General features: G+C 52.5%; 27 protein-coding genes and 1 riboswitch. Of the genes, 18 read left to right on the top strand and 9 right to left on the bottom strand.

The window, feature by feature from the left end:
• The first annotated feature begins 242 nt into the window (after nucleotides 1-242).
• Nucleotides 243-399: riboswitch (molybdenum cofactor riboswitch) on the top strand.
• The 6 genes from moaA to GW591_RS10215 all read left to right on the top strand — a co-directional run bounded on the left by moaA (nucleotide 389) and on the right by GW591_RS10215 (nucleotide 3,938).
• The gene (gene moaA, locus GW591_RS10240) at nucleotides 389-1,375 is read left to right on the top strand and encodes a GTP 3',8-cyclase MoaA (RefSeq protein ID WP_015690228.1); all 987 of its coding nucleotides are present in this window, start codon (nucleotides 389-391) and stop codon (nucleotides 1,373-1,375) included. It overlaps the preceding riboswitch by 11 nt.
• A gap of 31 nt (nucleotides 1,376-1,406) precedes the next feature.
• Complete coding sequence (gene moaB, locus GW591_RS10235; protein ID WP_013576377.1) at nucleotides 1,407-1,919, top strand: molybdenum cofactor biosynthesis protein B; 513 nt, start codon at nucleotides 1,407-1,409, stop codon at nucleotides 1,917-1,919.
• Between the two features lie 2 nt (nucleotides 1,920-1,921).
• On the top strand, nucleotides 1,922-2,413 hold the full coding sequence (gene moaC, locus GW591_RS10230) for a cyclic pyranopterin monophosphate synthase MoaC (RefSeq protein WP_013576376.1): 492 nt from the start codon (nucleotides 1,922-1,924) through the stop codon (nucleotides 2,411-2,413).
• Nucleotides 2,410-2,655 (top strand): molybdopterin synthase sulfur carrier subunit, encoded by a 246-nt coding sequence (gene moaD / locus GW591_RS10225; RefSeq protein ID WP_013576375.1) that lies wholly within the window; start codon nucleotides 2,410-2,412, stop codon nucleotides 2,653-2,655. Before moaC ends, moaD begins: the two co-directional genes overlap by 4 nt.
• A gap of 1 nt (nucleotide 2,656) precedes the next feature.
• Entirely contained in the window at nucleotides 2,657-3,109 is a 453-nt protein-coding gene (gene moaE / locus GW591_RS10220) for a molybdopterin synthase catalytic subunit MoaE (RefSeq protein ID WP_166860537.1), read from the top strand.
• Between the two features lie 118 nt (nucleotides 3,110-3,227).
• Nucleotides 3,228-3,938, top strand: coding sequence for a Bax inhibitor-1/YccA family protein (locus GW591_RS10215; protein ID WP_013576373.1), 711 nt, complete (start codon nucleotides 3,228-3,230; stop codon nucleotides 3,936-3,938).
• 210 nt (nucleotides 3,939-4,148) lie between these two features.
• Here the strand turns inward: GW591_RS10215 and GW591_RS10210 are convergent, their stop codons facing one another.
• Nucleotides 4,149-5,351 (bottom strand): multidrug efflux MFS transporter, encoded by a 1,203-nt coding sequence (locus tag GW591_RS10210; protein ID WP_013576372.1) that lies wholly within the window; start codon nucleotides 5,349-5,351, stop codon nucleotides 4,149-4,151.
• 377 nt (nucleotides 5,352-5,728) lie between these two features.
• Between GW591_RS10210 and rhlE the strand changes: the two genes are divergently transcribed.
• Nucleotides 5,729-7,141 (top strand): ATP-dependent RNA helicase RhlE, encoded by a 1,413-nt coding sequence (rhlE, locus tag GW591_RS10205; protein WP_013576371.1) that lies wholly within the window; start codon nucleotides 5,729-5,731, stop codon nucleotides 7,139-7,141.
• A gap of 66 nt (nucleotides 7,142-7,207) precedes the next feature.
• Here rhlE and GW591_RS10200 read toward each other — a convergent pair whose 3' ends face one another.
• Nucleotides 7,208-7,855, bottom strand: coding sequence for a helix-turn-helix transcriptional regulator (locus tag GW591_RS10200; RefSeq protein WP_166860535.1), 648 nt, complete (start codon nucleotides 7,853-7,855; stop codon nucleotides 7,208-7,210).
• 121 nt (nucleotides 7,856-7,976) lie between these two features.
• On the opposite strand from GW591_RS10200, the gene GW591_RS10195 reads away from it, so the two are divergent.
• The 3 genes from GW591_RS10195 to pbpG all read left to right on the top strand — a co-directional run bounded on the left by GW591_RS10195 (nucleotide 7,977) and on the right by pbpG (nucleotide 11,579).
• A complete protein-coding gene (locus tag GW591_RS10195; protein ID WP_112151651.1) occupies nucleotides 7,977-9,422 on the top strand; it encodes an MFS transporter in 1,446 nt (481 codons plus the stop codon).
• Nucleotides 9,423-9,480: 58 nt separating this feature from the next.
• On the top strand, nucleotides 9,481-10,413 hold the full coding sequence (dusC, locus tag GW591_RS10190) for a tRNA dihydrouridine(16) synthase DusC (RefSeq protein WP_015690224.1): 933 nt from the start codon (nucleotides 9,481-9,483) through the stop codon (nucleotides 10,411-10,413).
• Between the two features lie 227 nt (nucleotides 10,414-10,640).
• Nucleotides 10,641-11,579, top strand: a complete 939-nt coding sequence (gene pbpG, locus GW591_RS10185; RefSeq protein WP_015690223.1) for a D-alanyl-D-alanine endopeptidase — start codon at nucleotides 10,641-10,643, stop codon at nucleotides 11,577-11,579.
• A gap of 69 nt (nucleotides 11,580-11,648) precedes the next feature.
• On the opposite strand, the gene GW591_RS24285 is transcribed toward pbpG, so the two are convergent.
• Both GW591_RS24285 and GW591_RS10180 read right to left on the bottom strand, forming a co-directional pair.
• Nucleotides 11,649-11,732: a small membrane protein YohP gene (locus GW591_RS24285; protein ID WP_019105993.1), complete on the bottom strand. Its 84-nt coding sequence runs from the start codon at nucleotides 11,730-11,732 to the stop codon at nucleotides 11,649-11,651.
• A 108-nt stretch (nucleotides 11,733-11,840) separates the two neighbouring features.
• Nucleotides 11,841-12,470, bottom strand: a complete 630-nt coding sequence (locus GW591_RS10180; protein ID WP_166860533.1) for an Asp/Glu racemase — start codon at nucleotides 12,468-12,470, stop codon at nucleotides 11,841-11,843.
• A gap of 369 nt (nucleotides 12,471-12,839) precedes the next feature.
• Between GW591_RS10180 and GW591_RS10175 the strand changes: the two genes are divergently transcribed.
• Together GW591_RS10175 and GW591_RS10170 are read left to right on the top strand one after the other, a co-directional pair.
• Complete coding sequence (locus GW591_RS10175; protein WP_166860531.1) at nucleotides 12,840-13,490, top strand: hypothetical protein; 651 nt, start codon at nucleotides 12,840-12,842, stop codon at nucleotides 13,488-13,490.
• Between the two features lie 177 nt (nucleotides 13,491-13,667).
• The gene (locus GW591_RS10170) at nucleotides 13,668-14,258 is read left to right on the top strand and encodes a Yip1 family protein (RefSeq protein WP_013576364.1); all 591 of its coding nucleotides are present in this window, start codon (nucleotides 13,668-13,670) and stop codon (nucleotides 14,256-14,258) included.
• A gap of 139 nt (nucleotides 14,259-14,397) precedes the next feature.
• Here the strand turns inward: GW591_RS10170 and dld are convergent, their stop codons facing one another.
• Nucleotides 14,398-16,089, bottom strand: a complete 1,692-nt coding sequence (dld, locus tag GW591_RS10165; RefSeq protein ID WP_015690221.1) for a D-lactate dehydrogenase — start codon at nucleotides 16,087-16,089, stop codon at nucleotides 14,398-14,400.
• Nucleotides 16,090-16,295: 206 nt separating this feature from the next.
• Here dld and phnC point away from each other — a divergent pair, with 206 nt between their 5' ends.
• The 4 genes from phnC (at nucleotide 16,296) to phnE (GW591_RS10145) (ending at nucleotide 20,080) form a co-directional block, all read left to right on the top strand.
• Complete coding sequence (phnC, locus tag GW591_RS10160; RefSeq protein ID WP_015690220.1) at nucleotides 16,296-17,132, top strand: phosphonate ABC transporter ATP-binding protein; 837 nt, start codon at nucleotides 16,296-16,298, stop codon at nucleotides 17,130-17,132.
• Between the two features lie 68 nt (nucleotides 17,133-17,200).
• Nucleotides 17,201-18,133 (top strand): phosphonate ABC transporter substrate-binding protein, encoded by a 933-nt coding sequence (gene phnD, locus GW591_RS10155; protein ID WP_013576361.1) that lies wholly within the window; start codon nucleotides 17,201-17,203, stop codon nucleotides 18,131-18,133.
• A gap of 160 nt (nucleotides 18,134-18,293) precedes the next feature.
• Nucleotides 18,294-19,157 (top strand): phosphonate ABC transporter, permease protein PhnE, encoded by an 864-nt coding sequence (gene phnE / locus GW591_RS10150; RefSeq protein WP_013576360.1) that lies wholly within the window; start codon nucleotides 18,294-18,296, stop codon nucleotides 19,155-19,157.
• Nucleotides 19,157-20,080 (top strand): phosphonate ABC transporter, permease protein PhnE, encoded by a 924-nt coding sequence (gene phnE / locus GW591_RS10145; RefSeq protein ID WP_013576359.1) that lies wholly within the window; start codon nucleotides 19,157-19,159, stop codon nucleotides 20,078-20,080. The genes phnE (GW591_RS10150) and phnE (GW591_RS10145) overlap by 1 nt, the downstream gene beginning before the upstream one ends.
• Nucleotides 20,081-20,160: 80 nt before the next feature.
• On the opposite strand, the gene GW591_RS10140 is transcribed toward phnE (GW591_RS10145), so the two are convergent.
• Together GW591_RS10140 and GW591_RS10135 are read right to left on the bottom strand one after the other, a co-directional pair.
• Nucleotides 20,161-21,282 carry a ribosomal protein uL16 3-hydroxylase gene (locus tag GW591_RS10140; RefSeq protein WP_015690219.1) on the bottom strand — a complete coding sequence of 374 codons (1,122 nt, stop codon included), beginning with the start codon at nucleotides 21,280-21,282 and terminating at the stop codon, nucleotides 20,161-20,163.
• 149 nt (nucleotides 21,283-21,431) lie between these two features.
• Nucleotides 21,432-22,811, bottom strand: a complete 1,380-nt coding sequence (locus GW591_RS10135; RefSeq protein WP_013576357.1) for an NAD-dependent succinate-semialdehyde dehydrogenase — start codon at nucleotides 22,809-22,811, stop codon at nucleotides 21,432-21,434.
• 335 nt (nucleotides 22,812-23,146) lie between these two features.
• Between GW591_RS10135 and GW591_RS10130 the strand changes: the two genes are divergently transcribed.
• Nucleotides 23,147-23,476 carry a DHCW motif cupin fold protein gene (locus GW591_RS10130; protein ID WP_013576356.1) on the top strand — a complete coding sequence of 110 codons (330 nt, stop codon included), beginning with the start codon at nucleotides 23,147-23,149 and terminating at the stop codon, nucleotides 23,474-23,476.
• A gap of 58 nt (nucleotides 23,477-23,534) precedes the next feature.
• Complete coding sequence (gene ddlA, locus GW591_RS10125; RefSeq protein WP_013576355.1) at nucleotides 23,535-24,632, top strand: D-alanine--D-alanine ligase; 1,098 nt, start codon at nucleotides 23,535-23,537, stop codon at nucleotides 24,630-24,632.
• Nucleotides 24,633-24,700: 68 nt separating this feature from the next.
• Here ddlA and GW591_RS10120 read toward each other — a convergent pair whose 3' ends face one another.
• Nucleotides 24,701-25,042, bottom strand: a complete 342-nt coding sequence (locus GW591_RS10120) for a helix-turn-helix domain-containing protein (protein WP_013576354.1) — start codon at nucleotides 25,040-25,042, stop codon at nucleotides 24,701-24,703.
• Complete coding sequence (locus GW591_RS10115; protein WP_013576353.1) at nucleotides 25,023-25,382, bottom strand: type II toxin-antitoxin system RelE/ParE family toxin; 360 nt, start codon at nucleotides 25,380-25,382, stop codon at nucleotides 25,023-25,025. The genes GW591_RS10120 and GW591_RS10115 overlap by 20 nt, the downstream gene beginning before the upstream one ends.
• Nucleotides 25,383-25,479 lie beyond the last annotated feature (97 nt).

Raw genomic sequence — 25,479 nt, 5'->3', positions numbered from 1 at the left:
GCGGCGGGTTTACATCGTTTTCTGCGGCGGATTTTACCTAATTTTGCAACAAGATGTTATCCCTTCACGCCACTCTCAGGACATTAAAAACCGGGCAGTTTCAGCGTTGAAAATGCAGCCTTTTGTCGTAAAAAATCGTTATGTATCAAAATGCATAACGAAAAACCATCTTGGCGTTCAGGACTTTGCGGCGTTAGAATATCCCCCGTTACCCCCGTATTCATTCTCGATCCGCTATGGACGGCATGAATCAACTCCTAGCCCTGGTTCCTAAGTTGCCTTTCTGACGTCGTTCCCACAGAAACAATATGGAGCCCTGGCCGTGACGAAAGTCACCAGGGTGCATGGCAGAAATGCCCGCATCTCCCGTATCTGGAAAGGTGTTAAGGTGCTTCAACTTACTGATGCTTTTGCCCGCAAGTTTTATTACTTGCGGCTGTCGATCACAGATGTGTGCAATTTTCGTTGCACCTATTGTCTGCCGGATGGCTACAAGCCGCACGGACACAGCAATAAAAGCTTTCTCTCGCTCGATGAAATCCGTCGGGTCAGCCGCGCGTTCGCCAGTCTGGGAACGGAAAAAGTGCGCCTGACCGGTGGAGAGCCGTCGCTGCGCCGCGATTTCTGCGAGATCATTGCCGCAGTGCGCGAAAATCCTTCCATCAAAACCCTCGCGGTGACCACTAACGGTTATCGCATGGCGCGTGATATCGATAAATGGCGCGATGCCGGTCTGACCAACATCAACGTCAGCGTCGACAGTCTCGACGCCCGCCAGTTTCACGCCATCACCGGTCAGGATAAATTCCGCGACGTTATGGCGGGTATAGATGCGGCCTTTGACGCCGGTTTCAGCAAGGTGAAAGTCAATACCGTGCTGATGCGCGATGTCAATCACGCCAGCCTGAATACCTTCCTCGACTGGATAAAAACCCGTCCGATCCAGCTGCGTTTCATTGAACTGATGGAAACCGGCGACGGCGGCGACTTGTTCCGCAAACACCACGTCTCCGGTGAGGTGCTGCGCGAGCAACTGGTGCGTCAGGGCTGGCAGTTACAACTTCGCTCACGCAGTGATGGCCCCGCGCAAGTCTTCAGTCATCCGGATTATCTGGGTGAAATCGGTCTGATCATGCCGTACGAAAAAGACTTCTGCGCCAGTTGCAACCGGCTGCGTGTGTCTGCCCTCGGCAATCTGCATTTGTGTCTGTTCGGCGAGCAAGGCATTCCGTTACGGGATTTATTAGCCGACGACATGCAACAGGACGATTTGATGGACCGCATTCAGGGCGGCCTCAGCCGTAAAAAACAAACCCACTTCCTGCATGAAGGCAATACCGGAATTACTCAGAACCTGTCGTTTATCGGCGGCTAAACCCGGTACTGATCGTTTAAGGAGCAAACTGATGAGCAAAGCCAGTAAAGAGTTCTTGCCTTTATCTGTCGCGATCATGACGGTTTCTGACCGCCGAACCGACGCTGAAGACACGTCCGGGCATTACCTGAAAGAAGCGGTGACCGAAGGCGGCCATCATGTCGTCGCGCAGCAAATTGTCAAAGAGAACATTTACAGCATCCGCGCTGTTGTATCTGCGTGGATTGCGGATGAAAAGATTCAGGCGATTTTGGTCAACGGTGGCACGGGTTTTAACGCGGGCAACAATACGCCGGAAGCGCTGAAGCCTTTGTTTGACCGTGAAATTGAAGGTTTTGGCGAGCTGTTTCGCATGGTGTCGTTTGAAGATATCGGCACCTCGACGATTCAGTCGCGCGCCATCGGCGGCATCGCCAACCAGACGGTGATTTTCGCCATGCCCGGTTCAACCCGCGCCTGCCAGACTGCCTGGGACAACATTATTGAAGCGCAGCTCGATGCCCGTCAGGGGCCGTGCAATTTCACTCCACATTTGAAGAAATAAGTATGTCTGAACTGACCCATATTAATGCGTCCGGCGACGCTCACATGGTGGATGTTTCCGGTAAAGCCGAAACGGTCCGCGAGGCCCGCGCCGAAGCTTTTGTTGAAATGGCCGCTGACACGCTGGCGATGATCATCAACGGTAATCACCATAAAGGTGATGTATTTGCTACGGCGCGTATCGCTGGCATTCAGGCGGCGAAGAAAACCTGGGATCTGATCCCATTGTGTCATCCGCTGCTGCTGACCAAAGTGGAAGTGAATCTGCAAGCACAGCCGGAACATAACCGTGTGCGCATCGAATCCCGCTGCCGTCTGAGCGGTAAAACCGGCGTGGAAATGGAAGCGCTGACGGCGGCTTCTGTGGCGGCACTCACTATCTACGACATGTGCAAAGCCGTGCAAAAAGATATGGTGATTGGCCCGATCCGCCTGCTGGAGAAAAGCGGCGGTAAATCAGGAGATTTTAAGGCGGAAGGTAAGGTGGAAGTATGATCGACATTCTGTTCTTCGCGCAGGTACGCGAACTGACCGGCACCTCCGGTCTGCAACTCCCTGCTGATTTCGCCACGGTGGAGGAGCTGCGCGCTTCGCTCACCGGACGCGGCGACCGCTGGGCACTGGCGCTGGAATCCGGGAAATTACTGGTGGCGGTTAACCAGACGCTGACCACGATGGCGCATCCGCTGCGTGCGGGCGATGAAGTGGCGTTCTTCCCGCCGGTCACCGGGGGCTGAGATGGATCAGACGAAAATTGTTGTTGATGCCGCGCCGTTCAGCGTGGGTGATGAGTACAACTGGCTGGCGCAATCGGACGCTGACGGTGCCGTGGTCACGTTTACCGGCAAAGTGCGTAATCATAATCTGGGTAATCATGTCAGCGCCTTAACGCTGGAACATTATCCGGGCATGACCGAAAAAGCGCTGGCTGAGATTGTTGCTGAAGCCCGTACCCGCTGGCCGCTGCAACGTGTGTCTGTTTATCACCGTGTGGGACCCATGTATCCGGGCGATGAAATTGTGTTTGTCGGCGTGACCAGCGCACATCGCGGCATGGCTTTTGAAGCCAATGAATTCATTATGGATCATCTGAAAACCCGCGCGCCGTTCTGGAAGCGTGAAGCCACAGAAGAGGGTGATCGCTGGGTCGATGCCCGCGACAGTGATAAACAGGCGGCGGCGCGCTGGTAAATAGCGCCTCAACCACACGCAGACCTCCCATGCTTTTCTCTCTATCTGTGATACGCTTTACAAATCGGGAGGCTGTTTTGGCCTCATTTTTCATCCTCCATGCAAAAGGGTAATCATCATGGATCGATATCCACGCAGTAACGGTTCAATTGTTGAACGCGCGAATACCGGCATTCAGGCGTACATGGCGCAAGTGTATGGCTGGATGTTCTGTGGTTTGCTGCTGACCGCATTTGTGGCCTGGTACGCTTCCGGCTCTGAAAAAATCATGAGCTTTGTTTTCTCCAGCCAGATTACTTTCTTCGGCTTGATCATCGCGCAACTGGCGCTGGTGTTCGTGATTTCAGGCATGGTGAACCGCCTGAGCGGCACGGTCGCCACCGGCCTGTTTATGCTGTATTCCGCACTGACCGGTCTGACGCTTTCCAGCATTTTTCTGGTCTACACCGGTGATTCAATCTTCGGAACGTTCATCGTCGCTGCCGGTATGTTCGGCGCAATGAGTGTCTACGGTTACGTGACCAAGCGCGACCTGACCGGGATCGGCAGCATGTTGTTCATGGCGCTGATTGGTCTGGTGCTGGCATCACTGGTGAACATGTGGCTGAAAAGCTCCGGCCTCGCGAACATCATTTCGTACGCTGGTGTGCTGATCTTCGTCGGTCTGACGGCGTATGACACGCAGAAGCTGAAAAATATGGGTGCGCAGTTGTCAGCGGATGACCGCGATAACTTTCGTAAATACTCGATTGTTGGCGCACTGACCTTGTATCTCGATTTCATCAACCTGTTCCTGATGTTGTTGCGGATCTTCGGCAACCGCCGGTAAGGTTTTTTGATTTCAAATATGAGAAAGGGGCACTGAGAAGTGTCCCTTTTTTTATGCTGACAGGTTAGGTTTATTAGCTCCCTCCCTTGCGAAGGGGAGGGTTGGGGTGGGGTATTAAGATCAAAAAATGAAAGCTGAAGTGTGCAGGGATAATGGTGTCAGCCCTTAAAACCCCCTCCCGGCCTCCCCCTTCGCAGGGGGAGGAGCAAATCAAAACCTGACCCGCCCCGTCGGCACCTGCCGAAAACTCCACCAAACCTGCACCGTATTGAACAGCACCAGTATCGCCGTGACAATAAACACCCAGCGGAAGCCAAGCAGTGCCGAGGCACTTGAGCCAATCAGCGGCCCGACCACATTCCCGAGATACATAAAAGACTGGTTGTAACCGAATATCCGGCCGGTGACCTGATCACTGCTGTATTTCACCAGCAACGCCTGTACCGCAGGCATCAGCGCGCCATCGCCGAAACCGAGCATGAAACGCAGGATCCCGAGCTGGGTCGGCGTATTAATCAGTGCCATCAGGCAAAACAGAATGAAGCAAAAAACCAGCGCGGCAATCAGAATGCGATGCGCGCCAATGCGGTCGCCGAGCTTGCCAAGTTTCGGGGCGGCCATCAGCGCGGAAACGCCCGGCACGGCGGCAATCACACCACTGATAAAGGCGATATTGCTGGTATCCGATGACAGTTCGCGGATAAATAGTGTCAGGATCGGGCTGATGGAACCGTTGGCGAGCTGAATCATCATGGTGGTGACGAACAGGCTGACAATCAGCCACGGGTAGGGCAGCGTAGTAAATACGGCTTTGCCGCTCAGACGGTTGGCTTTGGTGACCGGCACCACGCGTTCTTTAATCAAAAATAATGTGATCAGAAAGCTGATAAACAGCATGCCGCTGGTGACGAAAAACACCGTGCGCAGGCCCAGATGGTCAGCCATAAAGCCGCCGAGCAGCGGGCCGATAATCACGCCGGATACCTGGCCGGTAGACAGCGTGCCGAGCGCCCAGCCACTTTTATCGCGCGGGACCTGCGAGGCGACCAGCGCCATCGCGTTGGGAATATACCCGGACGTCAGGCCCATTAGTGTGCGCAGAATGAAAAGCTGCCAGACGTTGGTGGCGAACCCCTGCAACATCATGACAATCGCCATCCCCAGCGCGGCGCGCAGCAACATCAGTTTGCGGCCTTTGCGGTCAGCCAGACTGCCCCACAACGGCGCAACGATGGCGGAAACCAGGAACGTGCCGCTGAATACCAGCCCTGACCACAGGCTCAGGGATTCATGAGACGTTACGCCAAGTTGTTCGATATAAAGGGGTAAAAAAGGCAGGATCTGACTCATCGCCATGCCGGTAAAAAAACAACCCAGCCAGACGGAGATTAAATTTACTTTCCAAGTTTCCATGTTGCAGCGATGTAGCCTTATGGACAGAGGAGTGAGAGAAAAGAAGCATAGCAATCAAATCTGTGAAGTGGGACGCAAAAAGTGGGAACCCATTCATCAGGTTTATAATTGATTATCCTGTGTCAAAGTTTCGGATTATCGCGGCAGATTATGCGGCCTGAAACTGTTACCAGAATCTGCGGCTGTAACCATCAGTTACAGGCCAGAAGGAGATAACTTCACGCAGAGCGGCGTTTTGTGCTACTATCGCCCCAACTGGCGCACTGCAGTTTGTGCCGAATCCTCGTGGTAATGCCTCATTTGCCTCGTCTGATCATCCACTCTTGAAACTGCACCGAACCCCGTTCGGGTTAGAGTGGACTGGAGCTTTTCCTTATATGTCATTTGATTCCCTCGGCTTAAGTGCCGAAATTTTGCGTGCTGTTGAAGAACAGGGCTATCGCGAACCTACGCCTATTCAGCGTCAGGCTATTCCTGTCGTGCTGGAAGGCCGTGACCTGATGGCGAGTGCGCAGACCGGTACCGGTAAAACCGCTGGTTTTACCTTGCCGCTGCTCAATATGCTCAGCCATACCAACGCGCAATTCAAAGGACGTCGCCCGGTTCGTGCGCTGATCCTGACCCCAACCCGTGAGCTGGCGGCGCAGATTGGTGAAAACGTACAGGCCTACAGCAAATACCTCACCCTGCGTTCTCTGGTGGTATTTGGTGGTGTGAGCATCAACCCGCAGATGATGAAACTGCGCGGTGGTGTGGATGTGCTGATCGCAACGCCGGGTCGTTTGCTGGATCTGGAACATCAGCGTGCTGTTGATTTATCTCAGGTTGAAATTCTGGTGCTGGACGAAGCCGACCGCATGCTGGACATGGGCTTCATTCACGATATCCGTCGCCTGCTGGCAAAACTGCCTGCCAAGCGTCAGAACCTGCTGTTCTCCGCGACGTTCTCTGATGAGATTAAAGGTCTGGCGAGCAAGTTGCTGACCAACCCGGCCTCTGTCGAAGTCGCGCGTCGTAACACCGCTTCTGCGCAAATTGAACAAAGCGTTCATTTTGTTGATAAGAAACGCAAAAGAGAATTGCTGTCTCAGATGATCGGTGAAGGCGACTGGAAACAGGTGCTGGTGTTCAACCGGACAAAACATGGTGCAAACCATTTAGCTGAACAACTCAATAAAGATGGCATCACGGCTGCTGCTATTCACGGCAACAAAAGTCAGGGCGCACGTACCCGTGCACTGGCTGATTTTAAAGCCGGTTCTGTCCGTGTTCTGGTGGCAACAGACATCGCTGCGCGTGGCCTGGATATCGATATGTTGCCGCACGTGGTCAACTATGAGCTGCCAAACGTACCGGAAGATTACGTTCACCGTATCGGCCGTACCGGTCGTGCGGAAGCCACCGGTGAAGCGATTTCTCTGGTGTGTGTGGACGAACACAAACTGCTGCGTGATATCGAGCGTCTGCTGAAACGTGAAATTCCTCGCATCGCACTGGAAGGTTACGAGCCCGATCCGAGCATCAAAGCTGAGCCGATCATCAATGGTCGTCAGGGCAGCGGCGGTGGTGGTGGTCGTGGCGCGCCACGTCAGGGCCAGCGTCCTGGCGCACCGCGTACGGGTGCTCCACGTTCAGGCGCTCCGCGTCAGGGCGGTAACGGTCAGCGCAGCGGTACGTCTGAAAACCGGGGTTCAGAAAACCGTGGTTCAGCTGAGAACCGTCCGGCACGTTCGCGTCCTGCCCATGCAGGCCAGCGTCGCACCGGCAATGCAGGCAGCGGCAACAAATAAGTTTCCGGATCCCCTGTAATGCAATCAAACCGCCTTCACTGAAGGCGGTTTTTTTTCGCGGGTAATCTAACGAATCACGTACGCACAACGGCGTGCACCCTGCAAAATATGTTCGGTGCGTTCGACACTGGCGTTCAGCACATCGCTGAATACATCGCGTTCCGCACGGCAAAATCCCTGACAGGTGGCTGCGGCAGCGCAAATCGGGCAGTGATTTTCGACAAACAGATAACTGCCATCCTCCTGCATTTTCCAGTCCGCCATATAGCCTTCACGGGTACGGATATCCGTCAGCCTTTGCAATTTGTCTTCCATCGACACCGCCTCGAGCATCGCCTGGCGGTAGTGTTCCTGCGTGATTTTTTCCCGCGAGGTGATGAGCTGATCCAGCGCCGAATCCCCCAGAGAGGTGCGGATCAGTTGCAAAAGTTGTACGGTGAGGTCAGCGTGGGCATCGGGAAATCGCGCATGACCGGCGGCGGTCAGTTGCCAGAACTGCGCCGGGCGTCCGACACCCTGTGAGACAGATTTGGCTTCCACCAGTCCTTCCTTCGCCAGCTTCACAAACTGCTGGCGCGCGGCTTCACCTGTGGTACCCAGCAGATGGCCGGCATCGCTGGCCTGAAGTTGCCCGTGGGTTTTCAGCAGCATCAGTAAACGCTCTGCGACGCTTTGCCGTACGTCATTTTTATTTTCCAGGTCATTGCTTGACATATTGCCTCGACGGGTTCTAGATTACGTAAAAAATATTCCAAGTTATTTCTTGTTTTAATCATATCATAACCACAGCACGCTTCAATGCGTGGACAGTACAAACCAAAGGGATGCAGAGAAAATGTCGGGAAGTCAGAACGGATGGGCGGATTTATTCAGCGCCGAAAACCGGGGCAGTGCCATTACCCTGAGCGCAGGTGTCGCGCTTTATGCGACTAACAGCTACATCGTCATCACGATTTTACCCTCCGTTGTGCAGGATATCGGCGGGCTGGCGTGGTATGCCTGGAACACTACGCTGTATGTTGTGTGTTCCATTCTCGGCTCAGCACTTTCTGCACGATTGATGCGCACCGCCGGGCCGCGTGGCAGCTATCTGATGGCGACCGCTATTTTTATTGCCGGTGCCGCCATTTGTACCGCCGCGCCGAATATGCCGGTGCTGCTGCTCGGACGGGCGCTGCAGGGGCTGGGGGGCGGATTCCTGTTCGCACTCTCCTACGCGATGATCAACCTCCTGTTTAAAGAATCTCTCTGGCCGCGCGCCATGGCGCTGATTTCGGCGATGTGGGGCATTGCGACGCTGGTCGGCCCGGCGGTAGGGGGTATCTTCGCCGAACTGCATGCATGGCGCTGGGCGTTTGGTTTGCTGTTGCCGGTGACGTCGCTGTTCGGGGTGTGGGTCTGGCGGATTTTGCCAAAATCCCGGCACGACCGGCAGCCGGACGAACCGCTGCCGCTGATGCAACTGGCCTTGCTGACCGGCGCAGTGTTAGTGGTATCGGCGGGCAGCCTGTCTTCATCAGGGCTGATTAACTTGCTCGGTTTCGTGGTCGCGGTGGTGATGATTTTAATCTTGCGCCACCGCGAATTTACGGCGGATGTCAGACTGCTGCCGCGCAACGCTTTACGCCGTTCCTCACCGCTCTATGGCCTGTATCTGGTGATGACGTTGTTGATTATCGGCCTCGGTTGCGAACTGTTTGTGCCGTATCTGCTGCAACATTTACACGGTCAGACCCCGCTGGCTGCCGGATACATCACTGCCGCGGCGGCCGCGGGCTGGACATTAAGTGAAGTGGCCAGTTCCGGCTGGACAGGCCGTCGCGCGGATGGCGCGATTATCTGCGGGCCACTGATCCTGGCTGCCGGTTTGCTTTTACTGTTGTTCACCGTACCGGTCGCTTTCGGCCTGCCGTGGCTGAATATCAGTGGCGTAGTGCTCGGGCTGACGCTGGCCGGTTTTGGGATTGGCCTCGGCTGGCCGCATTTGCTGACCCGCGTTCTGCAACAGGCACCGGAAGAGGATCGCGAAAAAGCCGGTGCGTCGATAACCGTGGTGCAATCTTTTGCGGCGGCGCTTGGCGCGGCGTTAGCCGGAACGGTGGCTAACTTTGCAGGCGTTGATAAGGGGGATAGCGGTGCAGCCAGCGCGGCATTCTGGATGTTCCTGCTGTTTGCTGTGCCTGCGCTTCTGGCGGTGTGGATTGCCTGGCGCTCCGTCAGAGTCAGACGCTTGCAGGGCAGGGCGAAAACCTCATTAAGCGGCGATTTGTCTCAGGGGTAATTGCCCGGCGGCGGGCCTTGCGGTAATCTTGCGCGTCATTTTTAAGGGTTGAACTGCGATGCGCGTATTACTGGCTCCGATGGAAGGTGTGCTTGATCCTCTGGTTCGTGAACTTCTCACAGAAGTAAACGACTACGATTTGTGCATCACCGAGTTTTTGCGCGTGGTGGATCAGCTGCTTCCCGCCAAATCCTTCTATCGCTTGTGTCCTGAATTACATCATGCCAGCCGCACGTCTTCGGGCACGTTAGTGCGCGTTCAGCTACTCGGTCAGTATCCGCAATGGCTGGCCGAAAACGCCGCCCGTGCGGTGGAACTGGGCTCTTACGGTGTCGATCTCAACTGCGGTTGCCCGTCCAAACTGGTTAACGGCAGTGGCGGTGGCGCAACGTTACTCAAAGATCCTGAGCTGATTTATCAGGGCGCCAAAGCCATGCGTGAAGCGGTGCCCGCTCACTTACCGGTGACTGTCAAAGTGCGTCTCGGCTGGGATTCGCTGGAACACAGTTTTGAAATTGCAGATGCCGTGCAGCAGGCGGGTGCAACGGAACTGACGGTGCACGGGCGTACCAAAGAAGACGGCTACAAGCCGGAACGTATTAACTGGGCTGCGATTGGCGAAATCCGTCAACGCCTGAGTATTCCGGTGATCGCCAATGGTGAAATCTGGGATTACGAAAGCGGCCAGGCGTGTCTGCACACCACCGGTTGTGATGCCGTGATGCTCGGGCGCGGTGCGCTGAATATTCCGAATCTCAGCCGTGTGGTGAAGTACAACGAACCGCGTATGCCGTGGCCGGAGGTAATAACGTTGTTGCAGAAATACACCCGTCTGGAAAAGCAGGGCGATACCGGTTTGTATCACGTTGCGCGCATTAAACAGTGGCTGAGTTATTTGCGTAAAGAGTACGAAGAGGCGACAGAGTTATTTACTGAAGTGCGCGTGCTGAAGACGTCGAAGGAGATTGGTTATCTGATCGACAATCAATAATATTCACCTGTGTATTTCGAAGGGACGCTTTCTGAGCGTCCCTTTATTTTTTCAGTGCATTCTTACGCAAGTGTTCACTTACTCGTCGTTCCACGGTCTGTGGGTGGTGGTGACAGACTTTGTGACAAATAGAATTGAAAATTGCGGGTGCTAAGACTTTTCGCCTCACTTATAATTCCGCCCGCTGTTACGACATATCTTAATGACAACTTTCTAAATACAGAGCAATGCATGTGAAAATCCGTCTTTTGGTTCTGAGCTTATTAGCCTTAAATACAGGCATGTTGTCTGCCCCTGCCGCCACCGCTGCAAAGCATGAGCCGGCCGTCGCCCCGATCGTTCAAATTGCTTCCGGCAGTGCCATGGTGGTGGATCTGAAAAGCCACGAAGTGATTTATTCCCGAAATCCGGATGAGGTGAGGCCGATTGCCTCCCTGACCAAACTGATGACCGCGATGGTGACGCTTGATGCGAATCTGCCACTCGACGAAGTGATCAATATCGATATCAGTAATACACCTGAAATGCGTGGCGTGTTCTCCCGCGTGAAACTGAACAGTGAAATTACCCGTCGTCAGATGATCCAACTGGCGCTGATGTCCTCAGAAAACCGGGCTGCGGCCAGTCTCGCGGCACATTATCCGGGCGGTTATTCTGCATTTATCAATGCTATGAATGCGAAGGCGAAATCGCTGGGCATGACCCATACGCATTATGCTGAACCGACCGGTTTGTCGCCGCGCAACGTCTCCACCGCGCGTGATTTAACACGGCTGCTGCTGGCTTCACAGCGCTATCCGCTGATCGGTCAGCTAAGTACGACTGCTGAAAAAACGGCTGTCTTCAGCCATCCGGCGTATGCATTGCCGTTCCGTAATACCAACCATCTGATTATGAACCCGTCGTGGAATATCCAGCTGACCAAAACCGGTTACACCGATGAAGCCGGCCATTGCCTGGCGATGCGTACCACCATTAACGGCAAGCCCGTTACGCTGGTCGTGATGGATGCCTTCGGGAAATTTACGGCCTTTGCCGATGCCAACCGCCTGCGCACCTGGATGGAAACCGGCAAAGCAGTGCCTGTTCCACAGATTGCCAAAAACTACCGTAAGCAGAAAGAGCAGCAGAAAACGCAGCCTTCCGTCGAAGAGGCGGATGATTGAGCAGATGATTGAAATGAAAAAGTCCGGCCAGATGCCGGACTTTTTGTTTTGCAGGGACAGACAACGTGGTCAGAAAATCAGTTTAAACACCCCTGTCAGGGTCAGTAAGCCGACGATAAAGATGATGGCGATGATCCACAGAATAATTTTCATGTTTTCTCCTTAACATAACCTTCAGTCGTCATCGGCCATCCGGCTAAGCCAATGATATTCCTTATCAGTATAGCTTCTGCCTGCATTTTTGCTGTGTGCTTGCTAATTTCAGGCCAGTGCCGCGCGCAGACCACATTCCGGGCTGGTAAGCGGTTTGCCCATTTGGGTCAGTTGTGCCGCACCGGTCATCGAAGCCTGAGCCAGCACCACGCAGGCCGCGCCTCGCCTGTATTCCACATCAGCCGCCGCTGCGATAGCCTGTAAATATCCGGCCAGATCCCCCTGCTTAAACTTTTCCCATGCGCCTGCCACCAGATGGATTTCAAACTGCGCCTGCGGATGTTTTTCCACCTTCGCGAACAACTGCCGCGTCGGCTCCAGGGTCGTTTCGACCGCACAGAGTGCGACCACACTGCCCGCTGTTTTCATGGCCTGTTCCGCCAGCGTCTGATCGACACGCAACACCGGCACCGCGGCACTTTCACTGGCAAGCGTCGCGGCAGAACCCAGCGTCGAACAGGTCAGTAAAACGCGATCGGCATTTTCACTCAATGCCAGCAGCACATCCGCCGTTTGCTGACGAATTTCTGCAGTCAGCCCGCCCGCCTTTTCGGCTGCAGCCAGTAAATCGGGCCGCGAAACATGCACAAACTTATGCTGATCCAGCCCAAGTTCGTGAGCTGTATTTTCGAAAACCGCAATATTGCTGTCGGCCGTATGTAAGCAGGTAATGCGCATGTAATTCTCCTGATAAGTGTCTGCCTCTACGTTAATGATTTTTTAACCGTACCGCAGACTTTTTTACCTGTAAAAACTGATGAGTTAATGCGGGCTGGAAAATGCCCGGTTTCCCCGGTGCACGCTATGATTTCCATAACCCGCGGGCGTCCGTAATTCCTTAAGTTTGACCTGTTAACGATCCCCGTAACAGGTTATTTTCATTGATATTTATTCATTAAAGCAATGCAACTCAATCATATATAGATACATAAGCAATCGCGTATTTGTCGAGAAGGAAATTGATTTGAGGTGGTTATTTATCCAGTGCAAACTGTGGCCAGATTAAGGATTTCTAAACAGGGAAAGCTCATGTGAGGGACAACAACTATGTTTCAGCTCAGCAGACGGGATCTATCGCCGATCAACAGGATGCTCTATTTTCCAGGCGCGCCTGCCTGGCCGGAAGATTACAAAGGAAAATCGCTCATGGAAAAGCTCATGCAAAACCAGATCAACAATATTGAAAAGCAGGGCATCAAAAATGGTGAGGAAATTGCCGGGCTGAATCTGCGGGTAGGGAAGGTGGAACAGCAGGTCAGTCAGCTAACGGTAGTGATCACGGAGACGAATCTCCGTGTCGGCAAACTGGAGCACCAGATGGTCACGCTCACTGAAGCGGTGACAGATATCGGGGGTCGTGTCGGGAAAACCGAACAGAGCATCGACGGGCACCTGCTGAGAATTGACGATCATCTGGTGAGGATAGATAAACAGTTTGAACAGGTAGATAAACAGTTTCAACAGGTCGATAAACAGTTCGATCGTGTAGATGAGCGCTTTGACAAAATAGATCAACGATTTGAGAAGATCGACTGGCGCTTTGAAAAAGTAGATGAACGCTTTGTGAAGATTGAAGCTTCACTGAGTGCAATGCAGGCAATGTTTTACGATCTCATGATTAAACAGACCCGATGGATTGTCAGCATGATGCTGGTACTGGTTGGCGTGACGTTTACGGCTGCACGCTATATTCACTAACGGCGACCTGATACGGTTGATCTCCCATTACGCTGAATTGGCCGTATCAGCAAAGCTGGCAAGAGCGACTATAATATAGACAGGTCGCCACCTTCTTTATGCCCTTGTCTGACGGGCAATCCCGAAGGTTTATCACTGCGCGCTGCTGGCGGCTTTCGGCGTACAAGGGGGTGTTTCATGGCTAATCATGTCTGGGGACTGATATCCAATCCGGGTCCCGAATTGCAACAAATCCAGCGTGAGCGGGAAACCGTTTCACATGTGTATTCCCACCATGTTCTTTTAATGGCGCTCATCCCGGTTGTCTGTTCTTTCATCGGAACAACACAACTTGGCTGGAACTTCGGTGATGGCGAGAAGCTGATGGTTTCCATGTTTACCGCGTCTTATATCGCCGTCATTTTCTATGTTCTGATGCTCGCTGCTGTCGCACTGATGGGGCGGATTATCTACGGAATGGCGCGTCGCTATGACAGCCGCCCGACACTCAACAACTGTATCGTCTTTGCCGGCTACGTGGCCACACCCATGTTCCTCAGCGGGGTCGTAGCCCTGTATCCGATGGTCTGGTTATGCCTGTTTGTCGGGCTGATCGGCCTGTGTTACAGCGGATACCTGTTGTATCTCGGCATTCCTAACTTCCTCAATATCGACCGTCGCGAAGGGTTCCTGTTCTCCAGTTCAACACTGGCAATGGGCGTTCTGGTATTAGAGCTGCTTCTGGCTCTGACGGTAATTATGTGGGGTTACGGAACACAGTTATTTTAACTTAATGGCTATCTTACTTGCCATTTTGCCCCCGGGCAGTGCTCGGACTCCTCACGTACTTTATGTACGCTCCGGGTCCTCCGCGCTGTCTGGGAACAAACTGCCTGCGCCGACTACGCCATTCCTCTTTTGAAGGACATTATTCCTGCCAGTTCTTCATCTTACTGGTTTTCCCGATACCCGGATTGAAGGTGTTGGTCGGGTCTGCCTGCCGGTAGAATTCTTTCAAATGTGGTTTTGCCAGATACAAATGGCCGACGTTATGTTCGGCGGGATATTCCGCGCCTTTGGCGTCGAGCAGTTCTAACATCCTGTGTTTCAGCGCCTTGCTGTTTGCGCCTTTTTTGACGATGTAATCCTGATGGAAAACGTGGCACATGAAATGGCCGTAATACAGTTTTGCCACCAGTTGATTGTCGATATCTTCCGGCAATGTCTCGAACCAGTCGCGGTCATTGCGGCGCAGTGCGATATCCAGCGCCAGAATATCTTCCACTTCTTTTTCATGTACCGCGTGATACCGCACGGCGGCACCGGCGGCGGCAAAGCGATGCAGGAAGGCTTTCTTGCCTTCGTCGGCGGAACAGATAAAGAAATCACCCTGACCCTCACTAAAGAAACGTGTCAAAAAGGTTCGGGCTTCGTCAATACCGGGGCCGGACATTTTCAGCAGTAAGTGATGTTCAAACCGGTCACGATACTGCTTCATACGCGGTGGCAGATGATTCGGCAGGGCTTTGCTCAGACACTGCATCACGCGGTCGCTGAAATGTTTGGGCAGGAAAGGGACCTTGCTGGCGTGTGCATCGAACTTTCCTTTGGCAGTAAACATGTCTGGCATTTTGTCGGTGCCAAGTTTGTCGATCATCAGGAAAGTGTCTTTGCCATAGACTTCGGTGATATCGAAAATATCCCGGTGCATGTATTCCCCTGCCACCGGAAGGTTAGCGAAGTCACGCAGGATCTGGCGGCGTAATTCTGTCAGCACCGCCGTGTCATTGGTGCCGATGTAGAAAACCTGCTGCTGCGTTTCTGCCGGAAACGTATCGAGCCGCACGGCGAAAACCGCCAGCTTGCCCGCACAACCTGAAGCTTCAAATAAACGTCGCTCATCCGCGTTGAAACGCGACGGCGTATCCGCATCCACTTCGCGGACACGTGAGGCATAATCGTGATCCGACGCCAGACGCTGATCATGCTGGATATCGGTTTCCAGATAATCGCCTTTTTCCAGACGTGTCAGGATTTCTTCCGGCGTTTCACCAAGATTAATGCCCAGATGGTTAATCAGCCGCAATTCACCTTGTGCATCGATTTGTGCATAGAGCGCCATTTCGGTATACGCCGGGCCGCGTTTCACCAGCGATCCGCCAGAATTATTACAGATCCCGCCGACCACCGATGCGCCGATGCAGGACGAGCCAATCACTGAATGCGGTTCGCGGTTGTAGGGCTTGAGGATTTTTTCCAGCTTATACAGGGTGCTGCCGGGAAAACCGATCACCTGATGACCGCCGTCGAGTAACTGGATCGTGTCCAGTTTCAGGGTGCTGAAAATAACAATGTCGCGGTCATAGTCGTCGCCGCTGGGCGTCGAACCTTCGGTCAGCCCGGTATTGGCGGCCTGCATAATGACAATCTTGTCGGCGGCGATGCAGGTTTTGAGCAGTTGCCACTGTTGCAGCAGCGTTTGTGGAAATACGACCGCCAGCGCTTTACCGCCACCGGAGCGAAACCCTTTGCGGTAGCGTTCGGTGTTGCTGTCGCCGGTTAAAACGTGGCGGCTGCCGGCAATCTCTTTCAGCGTGGCGATGAGTGACTGATTATCCATTTCATCTTCCTTTTTTGATGGGATGCCATCTAATCATAGACTTAAATGATACTTGTTAAGTTAAACGTCATTCGGGATATGGGTTAGGTAATTTCACTTAATCTGTTGCATTTTTGTCATGCGCTGTCCATTAAATCGTCATTGATGTGTCATAAAACTCGCGCTTAATGAACGCCAGATAACGAAAGCAACCGAGAGACAGCATCATGGCGCAAGCTCAACTTAAGCTGGCACAGGCTGAATATCCTCAGACCGGGCCACAGCATCTGAACAAAGTTCTGGACGTCAAAGGCCTGGTGAAATCCTATAAATCGGGTCAGCGTGTCCTGAATGACATCAATTTTGATCTCCACGCCGGTGAGTTCGTGGCGGTAATTGGCCGTTCTGGCGCGGGTAAATCCACCCTGCTGCATGTGCTCAACGGTACGATCCCGCTCACGGATGGCAGTGTGGTATGTCATTACGAAAATGGTGAACAGCAGGAGCTGGCCGGGCTTACCGGCAAAGCATTGCGTCGCTGGCGTTCAGGCTGTGGCATGATTTTTCAGGATTTCTGCCTGGTGCCTCGTCTGGATGTCCTGACAAATGTGTTACTGGGGCGTCTCAGCCACACCTCAACGTTCAAATCATTCTTTAACCAGTTCGATGACGAAGACCGCGCCCGCGCCATCTCTTTGCTTGAATGGTTGCACATGCTGCCGCATGCATTGCAGCGTGCCGAAAACCTTTCCGGCGGCCAGATGCAGCGTGTGGCGATTTGTCGCGCGCTGATGCAGAACCCGAAAATTCTGCTGGCCGATGAACCGGTGGCGTCACTGGATCCGAAAAATACCCTGCGCATCATGAATGCGCTGAAAAAAGTCAGCGAAGAGAATATCGCCGTGATGGTCAACCTGCACTCTGTCGAGTTGGTGAAAGATTATTGCACCCGCGTTATCGGCATCGCGAAAGGGCAGATTATTTTCGACGGCCATCCGGACCAGTTAACTGAAGGCATTTTGCATCAGTTATACGGTGAAGAACACGAAGCGATAAACAGTTAAACAATAACGTTATTTATTTTGCAGTGCTTATTTCTACTTTCTCTCAATCTACACAAGGTCATCATTACATGAAGAAGTTATTACGTCTGGCAGTCTTCGTAGCAGGTTCTTTTACTGCAATGCACAGCATGGCAGAAGATGCTCCTAAAGAATTAAACTTAGGTATTCTGGGTGGCCAGAATGCCACCCAGCAAATCGGCGATAATCAGTGTGTAAAAGATTTCTTCGATAAAGAATTAAATGTGGATACCAAACTGCGTAATTCATCCGATTATTCAGGTGTTATTCAGGGGTTATTAGGTAAGAAAGTGGATATGGTATTAAGCATGTCCCCGTCATCTTTTGCTTCGGTTTATATTAATAATCCGAAAGCGGTGGATCTGGTCGGCATTGTTATTGACGATACGGATAAATCCCGGGGTTATCACTCCGTGGTTGTCGTAAAAGCCGACAGCCCGTACCAGAAATTATCTGACCTGAAAGGCAAATCATTCGGTTTCGCTGACCCGGATTCTACTTCGGGTTACCTGATCCCGAACCAGACATTCAAGAAAGAATTTGGCGGCACGACGGATAACAAATACAACAACTTCTTCTCCAGCGTGACCTTCTCCGGCGGCCATGAGCAGGATATTCTTGGCGTGCTGAACGGCCAGTTCGAAGGCGCAGTCACCTGGACTTCAATGATCGGCGACCGCGAAACCGGTTATACCTCCGGTGCATTCAACCGCATGATCCGCATGGACCATCCGGATCTGATGAAGAAAATCCGCATTATCTGGGAATCGCCATTAATTCCTAATGGTCCGATTTTAGTGCGCAGCGATTTGCCACCGGCATTTAAAGCTAAGCTGGTTTCTGCCATTAAGAAACTGGATAAAGATGACCACGCTTGTTTCGTAAAAGCGGTGGGCGGCAAACAGCATATCGGCGAAACGTCCCTGGCTGAATATCAGCAGATTATTGATATGAAGCGTGAACTGACCAAAGGCGGTCGCTAACCCGTAACTCCCTCCCCTGCGAAGGGGAGGGTTGGGGTGGGGTATTAATGGCAACTCAGGAAGCGAAAGCTTTTACCATTATTGTTTTTTTAATACCCCCTCCTGACCTCCCCCTTCGCAGGGGGAGGAATAATGATTATCGCAAATCGGAAATATTATTTTGAACAAAGACTTCAATCGTTATTACCAGCAGATACGCGGTAAACAAAAGCGGGAAGCGCTGATCTGGTCAGGGCTGATGTTGTTGTTATATCTGTGGTCAGGCAATGTTTCCGAACTTAATTTAAAAACGATTATTGTCTCCGCGCCGAGCTTCTTTGATTATATTGGTCAGACGGTGCCGGTATTACACTGGTCATTGTTATTTGCTGACGGTCATACCGAAGGTTCACTGGCGTATTGGGGATATCGTCTCAATATTCAGCTGCCGCTGATTTGGGAAACTATTCAGCTGGCGTTGTCCTCAACGATATTGTCGACGGCGCTGGCAGTCGTGCTGGCTTTTCTCGCCGCCAGCAATACGGATTCGCCTAAATGGGTGAAATTCAGCATCCGTACCTTTGTCGCTTTCCTGCGCACCATGCCGGAACTGGCCTGGGCGGTAATGTGTGTGATGGCGTTTGGCGTCGGTGCCATTCCGGGCTTTATCGCCCTGACGTTACACACTGCCGGCAGTCTGACCAAATTGTTCTACGAATCCATTGAAACCGCATCGGATAAACCGGTGCGCGGACTCAGAGCCTGCGGCGCGGGGCGTTTGCAGCGCATGCGTTTCGCCATGTGGCCGCAGGTGAAACCGATCTTCTTATCCTACAGCTTTATGCGCCTCGAAATTAACTTCCGCCAGTCGACTATCCTCGGGCTGGTCGGGGCCGGTGGTATCGGGCAGGAACTGATGACCTCAATCAAACTGGACCGATATGACCAGGTCAGCATGACCTTACTGCTGATTATTCTGGTGGTGTCGGCGATGGATTTTCTTTCCGGTAAATTGCGCAAACGCGTTGTGGAGGGCACTTTCTGATGTTAACTGATGCGCTCGAACCTCATGTGGTCAGCAGCCTGAAGCAGAAGCACGGGCATCTGTTTGCCGCGCAGCGCCGCTATCTGCGCTACCTCGCGATACTGGCTGTCGTGATTACGCTGTACTACGTCTATTTCTTCAGTTATTTCGGTATTCCATGGAGCGAAGTGGTGCGCGGCACCCGCGAAGTAGGACGTTATTTCCTGCGGATGTTTGTCTGGCATAACGTTTCCGAATGGCCGTTTATGTATTATTTTTCGCAAATAGCTATCACGCTGGCGATTGTGTTTTCCGGAACCATCACCGCGTCTTTCCTCGCATTGCCTCTTTCATTCCTTGCGGCGCGTAATGTGATGTCGACGCCGGTTCTCAGACCCGTTTCCATGGTCATCCGCCGTCTTCTGGATGTTTTACGCGGGCTGGATATGGCGATCTGGGGGCTGATTTTCGTTCGTGCTGTCGGCATGGGGCCGCTGGCCGGTGTGCTGGCGATCGTGATGCAGGATTTAGGCTTGCTGGGCAAGCTTTATGCGGAAGGGCATGAGGCGGTAGATCGTTCGCCGAGCCGCGGCCTGCGGGCGCTGGGGGCTTCCCCGCTACAAACGCACCGCTTCGGGATTTTCACTCAATCCTTCCCGACATTCCTTGCGTTGTCGCTGTATCAGATTGAATCCAATACCCGTTCAGCCGCTGTTCTTGGTTTTGTTGGCGCGGGCGGGATCGGTCTGGTGTATGCGGAAAATATGCGTCTGTGGAACTGGGATGTAGTGATGTTTATCACATTGATTTTAGTGGCTATCGTGATGATTATGGACAAGATTTCCGCGATGCTGCGCGCCAAATATATCCTGGGCGAAGAGATTAGTTTATTCGCACCGGAAGAACGGAAAATGAAGCCGCCGGTGGAGCTTTATCGCTCGTAAATGTTAACGGTCGAAACAGAATAAAAGAAGGCGGCATCCGGGATGGATGCCGCCTTTGCTGTTATTGAATCGCCGGGAGTTTACTCGTCGAAATACCAGTAACCCTGATTCACCAGATCCGTTAACAGAGCGACAAATTCAGGATCCTGCAACGCAGCACCCAGCTCTGTTTTACTGATCAGCGTATAGCGGCACAGCGCATCGGCAGCGGCATGTTGCGATGTTTCCAGCGGCTCGCTGTTAACAAAGAAACGTTCGCCGACGTTGAGAACCCGCAGACCGCTCAGGCGCACCAGGCTTTCGCCCTGCATCAGTGCATCGGCAATTTCATGTGATTCGTATGGCGGTTCGGCTGGCGCGATATCCAGTTCATGGCGCGGCGTAGTGGCGAAACGGCCAAACCATTGTTTGAAATCTTCCGGCTGGCTGATCAGCTCAACCATCATCTGGCGCACACGTTCCAGCTCGTAATCTTCTACTTTACCGACGTGGTCGCGCAGCGTGAGATCCGGATCGCTGTAATGGCTGCCGCCCAGATCGTTTTCCAGCGCGTAGTCAGCAAAACTGCTGATGAAATCGCGGCTGTTAGGGCCACGGAAACCGACGGAATAATTGAGAGCGGTTTCATGGGTAAAGCCGTCGTGCGGGAAGCCCGGCGGAATATACAGAATGTCGCCGGGTTCAAGATCTTCATCAATGATTGGCGTGAACGGATCCACATGCAGTAACGCCGGGTGCGGGCAGAACTGACGCATCGGCAGAGCATCGCCCACGCGCCAGCGGCGGCTGCCCATGCCCTGGATGATAAACACGTCATACTGATCGATGTGCGGGCCGACACCGCCGCCGGGCACGGAATACGAAATCATCAGGTCGTCTAAACGCCAGTCCGGCAATACGCGAAAAGGTTTCACCAGTTCTGCCGCAGGCAAATGCCAGTGGTTTACGGCCTGTGCCAGCAGTGACCAGCCGGTTTCACCCAGCCCGTCGAAATCTTCAAAAGGACCGTTACTTGCCTGCCATTCACCATCTTTATGGCTCACCAGACGGCTGTCCACTTCCGGCTCCATCGCCAGACCGGCTAATTCGTCTGGAGAGATTGGATCAACAAAATTTGAGAACGCTTTTTTGATAACAACAGGTTTTTTTTGCCAGTATTTTTCTAAAAATTCCGGCCAGTCCAGATTGAGTTCATAAGCCATGTGATTTACCAGTGGGAAGACAAACGGGTCTGATTATAGAGAGGCGGTGCTTGAGCGCGCTTTGTCGTGGGTCAAGGCTTGGTAAATGAGGGAGAAAGGAAAAGTGCGGAGAGAGGAAAAAATCCCCCTCCGCAGGGGGAGAAGAAGCATCAGGACTTCGCGGCCAGCACCACCAGTTTCTGGTTCACAAATTCTTTGATACCGAGATCAGAGAGTTCGCGGCCGAAGCCCGAGCGTTTCACACCACCGAAAGGCAGTTCAGCAGCGGTATCCGTCGGTGAATTGACGTATACCATACCGGTTTCAATCTGGCTCGCCAGCTTACGGGCGCGGGTCAGATCGGTGGTAAACAGCGAACCGCCAAGGCCGTAATGTGAGTCGTTGGCAAGTTTCACCAGTTCCTCATCATTTTTCACCACGTACACCTGTGCGACCGGGCCAAAGAACTCTTCGAAATAGGCCGGATTATCGCGGGTAATGTGCGTCAGAATCGTTGGCTCAAAGAAGTTGCCCGGATTGTCTGCCACCTTTTTACCGCCAAAGTGCAGTTTCGCCCCGTGTTTCACGGCATCATCCACTTGTTTGCTCAGCGTTTTTACCGCTTCGGCAGAGGACAACGGTCCCAGTGTGGTGGATTTATCCAGCGGATCGCCGATCTTCAGTGCCTTGAAGTGTTCGGTGAATTTTTTAAGGAATTCATCGGCGACTTTTTCATGAATAATGAAGCGCTTGGCCGCCGTACACACCTGTCCGGCATTAGAGACACGGGCCTGCGCACCGGCTTTGGCAGCTTTATCGATATCCGCATCATCGAGTACGGCAAACACGTCATTCCCGCCGAGTTCCAGCGTCGATTTCTTCAGCTTAGATGCCGCCCGTGAAGCCACGACCGCACCGGCTTTCTCCGAACCGGTCAGCGCGACACCCTGAACGCGGTCATCATCAATGATGGCACTGACCTGATCCTGAGAAATAAACAGGTTGGTATAAGCGCCCTTTGGGGCACCCGCTTCGGTAACCAGTTTCTCAAAGGTTTCCGCACAATGGGGAACGATACTGGCGTGTTTGACGACCACGCTGTTACCTGAGGCAAGATTCGGTGCCAGTACGCGCATTAACTGGTAGAACGGGAAATTCCAGGGCTCGACGGCCATGATCACCCCAATCGGATGATGCTCGACCCAGGCTTCGCCGAGATCGGATTTATACGGCACAGGTTTGAGAAATTCCTCGGCGTTTTCGGCATAGAATTTCGCAATATCCGCGCAAATCTGCACTTCGCCACGGCTCTGGCCGATGAGTTTCCCCATTTCTACACTGACCACTTCCGCCAGTTCATCGACACGGGAAGCCATCAGTTCTGACAATTTATGCAGCACGTTAACGCGTTGCTTAATATCGCCCTGACCCCAGTCAGATTTGTATAAAGCATGGGCGGCAGAGAGTGCCTCTTCAACCTGCTGATCGTTATGTGTTTGATATTCTTTGATGAGCTTATTGTTGAACGGATTTATCGTTTGATATGGCATATGTTGCTCCTTGTTTTGTGGCGTGTCGTCGAAAACAACGGCACGTTGGAATTGAGGTGCGTGCGCCTTTCTGCGTTCTCAACAGAACATTAAGCATAGTCGAAAAAACGTGACCGCTGTCCCACAGACATCTCATGCAACACAACGGTATGGCGTGTGCTGCCCGCATTCTCCCCTGGCCCTGCCATACGTGCGCTGCAGCCTGTCTCTAAGAACAATCGGCTTTACGCAACTTTGCGAGCGGCTGTTAATGAATTGTTTTCAGCAAGCGATTGATAAATTTACCGCTCACTTTTATGCTGGCTTTCCTTCCTTTTCCCGACATTGAGAAACTCATGAAGCTTGATGCGATTCCGTTTTGCACGACTGACTGGAGTGATGTCACGCCGACGCAGCATCCGGGTGATACCGGCATGGCGCTGTGGCGTACGCAAAAATTTGGCGATATCCGTGTGCGTATCGTTGAATATTCACCTGGCTATGAGGCTGATCACTGGTGCAGTAAAGGCCATGTTTTGTTCTGCCTGGAGGGGGAGCTTCATACGCGTCTTGAGGACGGACGGAATTTCACCTTATCGCCGGGCATGAGTTATCAGGTGGCGGACAATGCTGAAGCACACCGTTCATCCACACCAATTGGCGCGAAACTGTTTGTTGTTGATTAGTCGTGGTTGTTTATAGAAACGTTCGCCGTCCGCTGAGGCTGGCGACAAGGAGCAGCAGGTGAGTAAATTACGGGTTGGTATTATTTTCGGTGGTAAATCGGCAGAGCATGAAGTGTCACTGCAGTCGGCAAAAAACATTGTGGATGCGATTGATAAACAACGCTTTGATGTGACATTGCTGGGCATTGATAAGAAAGGGGAATGGCATATTAATGATGCCAGTAACTACCTGATCAATGCTGAAAATCCGTCGCTGATTGCCCTGAACCGCTCGAATAACCAGGTTGCACTGATCCCCGGTCAGACTGAGAATCAGTTAATTGAGACTCACAGCGCCAGCGCGTTGTCGCAAGTGGATGTGATCTTCCCGATAGTGCACGGAACGCTGGGGGAAGACGGTTCCTTGCAGGGGCTGCTGCGCATGGCAAATATTGCCTTCGTGGGGTCCGGCGTGCTGGGTTCCGCCGTGAGCATGGATAAAGATGTCACCAAGCGTTTGCTGCGCGATGCCGGTCTGGCTGTTGCCCCGTTTGTGTGCCTGACACGTGCGAACCGTCAGAAAAATACCTTTGCCAGTGTTTCGCAACAACTCGGTCTGCCGCTTTTTATCAAACCGGCGAATCAGGGCTCATCGGTGGGCGTCAGTAAAGTCAGTGATGAAGATGGCTATCAGCGTGCGCTGGATAAAGCCTTCAGCTTCGACCACAAAGTGCTGGTGGAATCGGCCATTAAAGGTCGTGAAATTGAATGCGCTGTGTTGGGTAACGATCACCCGCAGGCCAGTGTGTGTGGCGAAGTGATCCTGCACGACGAGTTTTATTCCTACGATACCAAATACATCAACGAATCCGGTGCTTCCATTGCGGTTCCGGCTGATTTACCCCGTGAGACCCACGACCGTATCCGCGCCATTGCCTTGCAGGCATTTCAGGTGCTGGAATGTCGCGGCATGGCGCGTGTGGACGTTTTCCTGACAGAACAGGGCGATGTCGTCATCAATGAAATCAATACATTGCCGGGCTTCACCAACATCAGTATGTATCCGAAACTCTGGGCAGCCAGCGGGTTAAGTTACAGTGAGCTGATCACCCGCCTGATTGAGCTGGCGCTCGAGCAACATCAGCAGGATAACCAACTGAAGAGTTCTGCCAACTGATTATTCAAATTTTGCATTGAGATGAAAAGGCAGGGAGAAATCCCTGCCTTTGTCGTTTTCTTTGCTGATTATTCAACCACCAGCTTTACCTGTTTTCCGGCCAGACTCAGCATCAGAATCAGGGCATCGAGCGTAAATTTATCCGTCTTTTTGTTCACTACGTCAGAAACGCGCGGGCGGGAAACTTGCAAAATTTTTGCAGCATCGCTCTGAAGTAAATTCTGATGGGCGATCCAGAGGCCAATTTCAGTCATCAGTTGTTCTTTGAGCGCCAGAGTATGGGCAATTTTACGCTGTGAATCGGCATGTAAAGCCTGTGCTTCGACAGCGCTGAATCCCAAATCGGCGAAAACATTTCCGCCTGCTGGTGTGATATGTCGTGATGCGACATCAATAACATCCTTTTTCATTTTCTCTCCTGTGGCGCTCCCGGACAATTTGGGCATAGCGGCTTTTTATAATGGAAATATCTTTCGGGCTGGTTTGCTGCTTCTTTTTCGCAAAGCAGTGCAGGATGTAAATGGCCTCGTCGAATTTAGCGAGATAGATAACCCGAAAAGTACCGGCAAACACATCAAGTTTGATTTCAACCACGCCAGCTCCCCAGTCGCTGACTGACTTCCATTGTGTTGGGGGAAGCCCATGCTGAATTTGTTCAAGTTCATAGCCTGCTCTTTTTCTGGCGTCTGTGGGGAAATCACGTAAATCCTTCAACGAACTTCCACGCCAGTCGATATCTTTAATCACCATCACTTTCCTTGTGTATAAAATTTTATACCTAAATATGCCTCACGCCAACGTCTTTATACGACAGCCAACGTCTGACGAGATAAGTAAGGAGAATTCT

Origin of the sequence: Rahnella aceris (assembly GCF_011684115.1) — a bacterium.
GTDB classification, from domain to species: domain Bacteria; phylum Pseudomonadota; class Gammaproteobacteria; order Enterobacterales; family Enterobacteriaceae; genus Rahnella; species Rahnella aceris.
Note: the sequence above shows the minus strand (reverse complement) of the source record. Positions and strands in the feature narration are given on the sequence as shown.

Coding starts and splice junctions, on each gene's coding strand:
- phnE (WP_013576359.1), top strand. CDS start 19,157: ATGTTAACTGATGCGCTCGAACCTCATGTGGTCAGCAGCCTGAAGCAG.
- GW591_RS10170 (WP_013576364.1), top strand. CDS start 13,668: ATGGCTAATCATGTCTGGGGACTGATATCCAATCCGGGTCCCGAATTG.
- pbpG (WP_015690223.1), top strand. CDS start 10,641: ATGCATGTGAAAATCCGTCTTTTGGTTCTGAGCTTATTAGCCTTAAAT.
- GW591_RS10120 (WP_013576354.1), bottom strand. CDS start 25,042: ATGAAAAAGGATGTTATTGATGTCGCATCACGACATATCACACCAGCA.
- GW591_RS10180 (WP_166860533.1), bottom strand. CDS start 12,470: ATGCGCATTACCTGCTTACATACGGCCGACAGCAATATTGCGGTTTTC.
- phnC (WP_015690220.1), top strand. CDS start 16,296: ATGGCGCAAGCTCAACTTAAGCTGGCACAGGCTGAATATCCTCAGACC.
- GW591_RS10200 (WP_166860535.1), bottom strand. CDS start 7,855: ATGTCAAGCAATGACCTGGAAAATAAAAATGACGTACGGCAAAGCGTC.
- GW591_RS24285 (WP_019105993.1), bottom strand. CDS start 11,732: ATGAAAATTATTCTGTGGATCATCGCCATCATCTTTATCGTCGGCTTA.
- phnD (WP_013576361.1), top strand. CDS start 17,201: ATGAAGAAGTTATTACGTCTGGCAGTCTTCGTAGCAGGTTCTTTTACT.
- GW591_RS10215 (WP_013576373.1), top strand. CDS start 3,228: ATGGATCGATATCCACGCAGTAACGGTTCAATTGTTGAACGCGCGAAT.
- GW591_RS10130 (WP_013576356.1), top strand. CDS start 23,147: ATGAAGCTTGATGCGATTCCGTTTTGCACGACTGACTGGAGTGATGTC.
- moaB (WP_013576377.1), top strand. CDS start 1,407: ATGAGCAAAGCCAGTAAAGAGTTCTTGCCTTTATCTGTCGCGATCATG.
- GW591_RS10115 (WP_013576353.1), bottom strand. CDS start 25,382: ATGGTGATTAAAGATATCGACTGGCGTGGAAGTTCGTTGAAGGATTTA.
- dld (WP_015690221.1), bottom strand. CDS start 16,089: ATGGATAATCAGTCACTCATCGCCACGCTGAAAGAGATTGCCGGCAGC.
- GW591_RS10135 (WP_013576357.1), bottom strand. CDS start 22,811: ATGCCATATCAAACGATAAATCCGTTCAACAATAAGCTCATCAAAGAA.
- GW591_RS10175 (WP_166860531.1), top strand. CDS start 12,840: ATGTTTCAGCTCAGCAGACGGGATCTATCGCCGATCAACAGGATGCTC.
- dusC (WP_015690224.1), top strand. CDS start 9,481: ATGCGCGTATTACTGGCTCCGATGGAAGGTGTGCTTGATCCTCTGGTT.
- moaD (WP_013576375.1), top strand. CDS start 2,410: ATGATCGACATTCTGTTCTTCGCGCAGGTACGCGAACTGACCGGCACC.
- GW591_RS10140 (WP_015690219.1), bottom strand. CDS start 21,282: ATGGCTTATGAACTCAATCTGGACTGGCCGGAATTTTTAGAAAAATAC.
- moaC (WP_013576376.1), top strand. CDS start 1,922: ATGTCTGAACTGACCCATATTAATGCGTCCGGCGACGCTCACATGGTG.
- GW591_RS10195 (WP_112151651.1), top strand. CDS start 7,977: ATGTCGGGAAGTCAGAACGGATGGGCGGATTTATTCAGCGCCGAAAAC.
- GW591_RS10210 (WP_013576372.1), bottom strand. CDS start 5,351: ATGGAAACTTGGAAAGTAAATTTAATCTCCGTCTGGCTGGGTTGTTTT.
- moaE (WP_166860537.1), top strand. CDS start 2,657: ATGGATCAGACGAAAATTGTTGTTGATGCCGCGCCGTTCAGCGTGGGT.
- rhlE (WP_013576371.1), top strand. CDS start 5,729: ATGTCATTTGATTCCCTCGGCTTAAGTGCCGAAATTTTGCGTGCTGTT.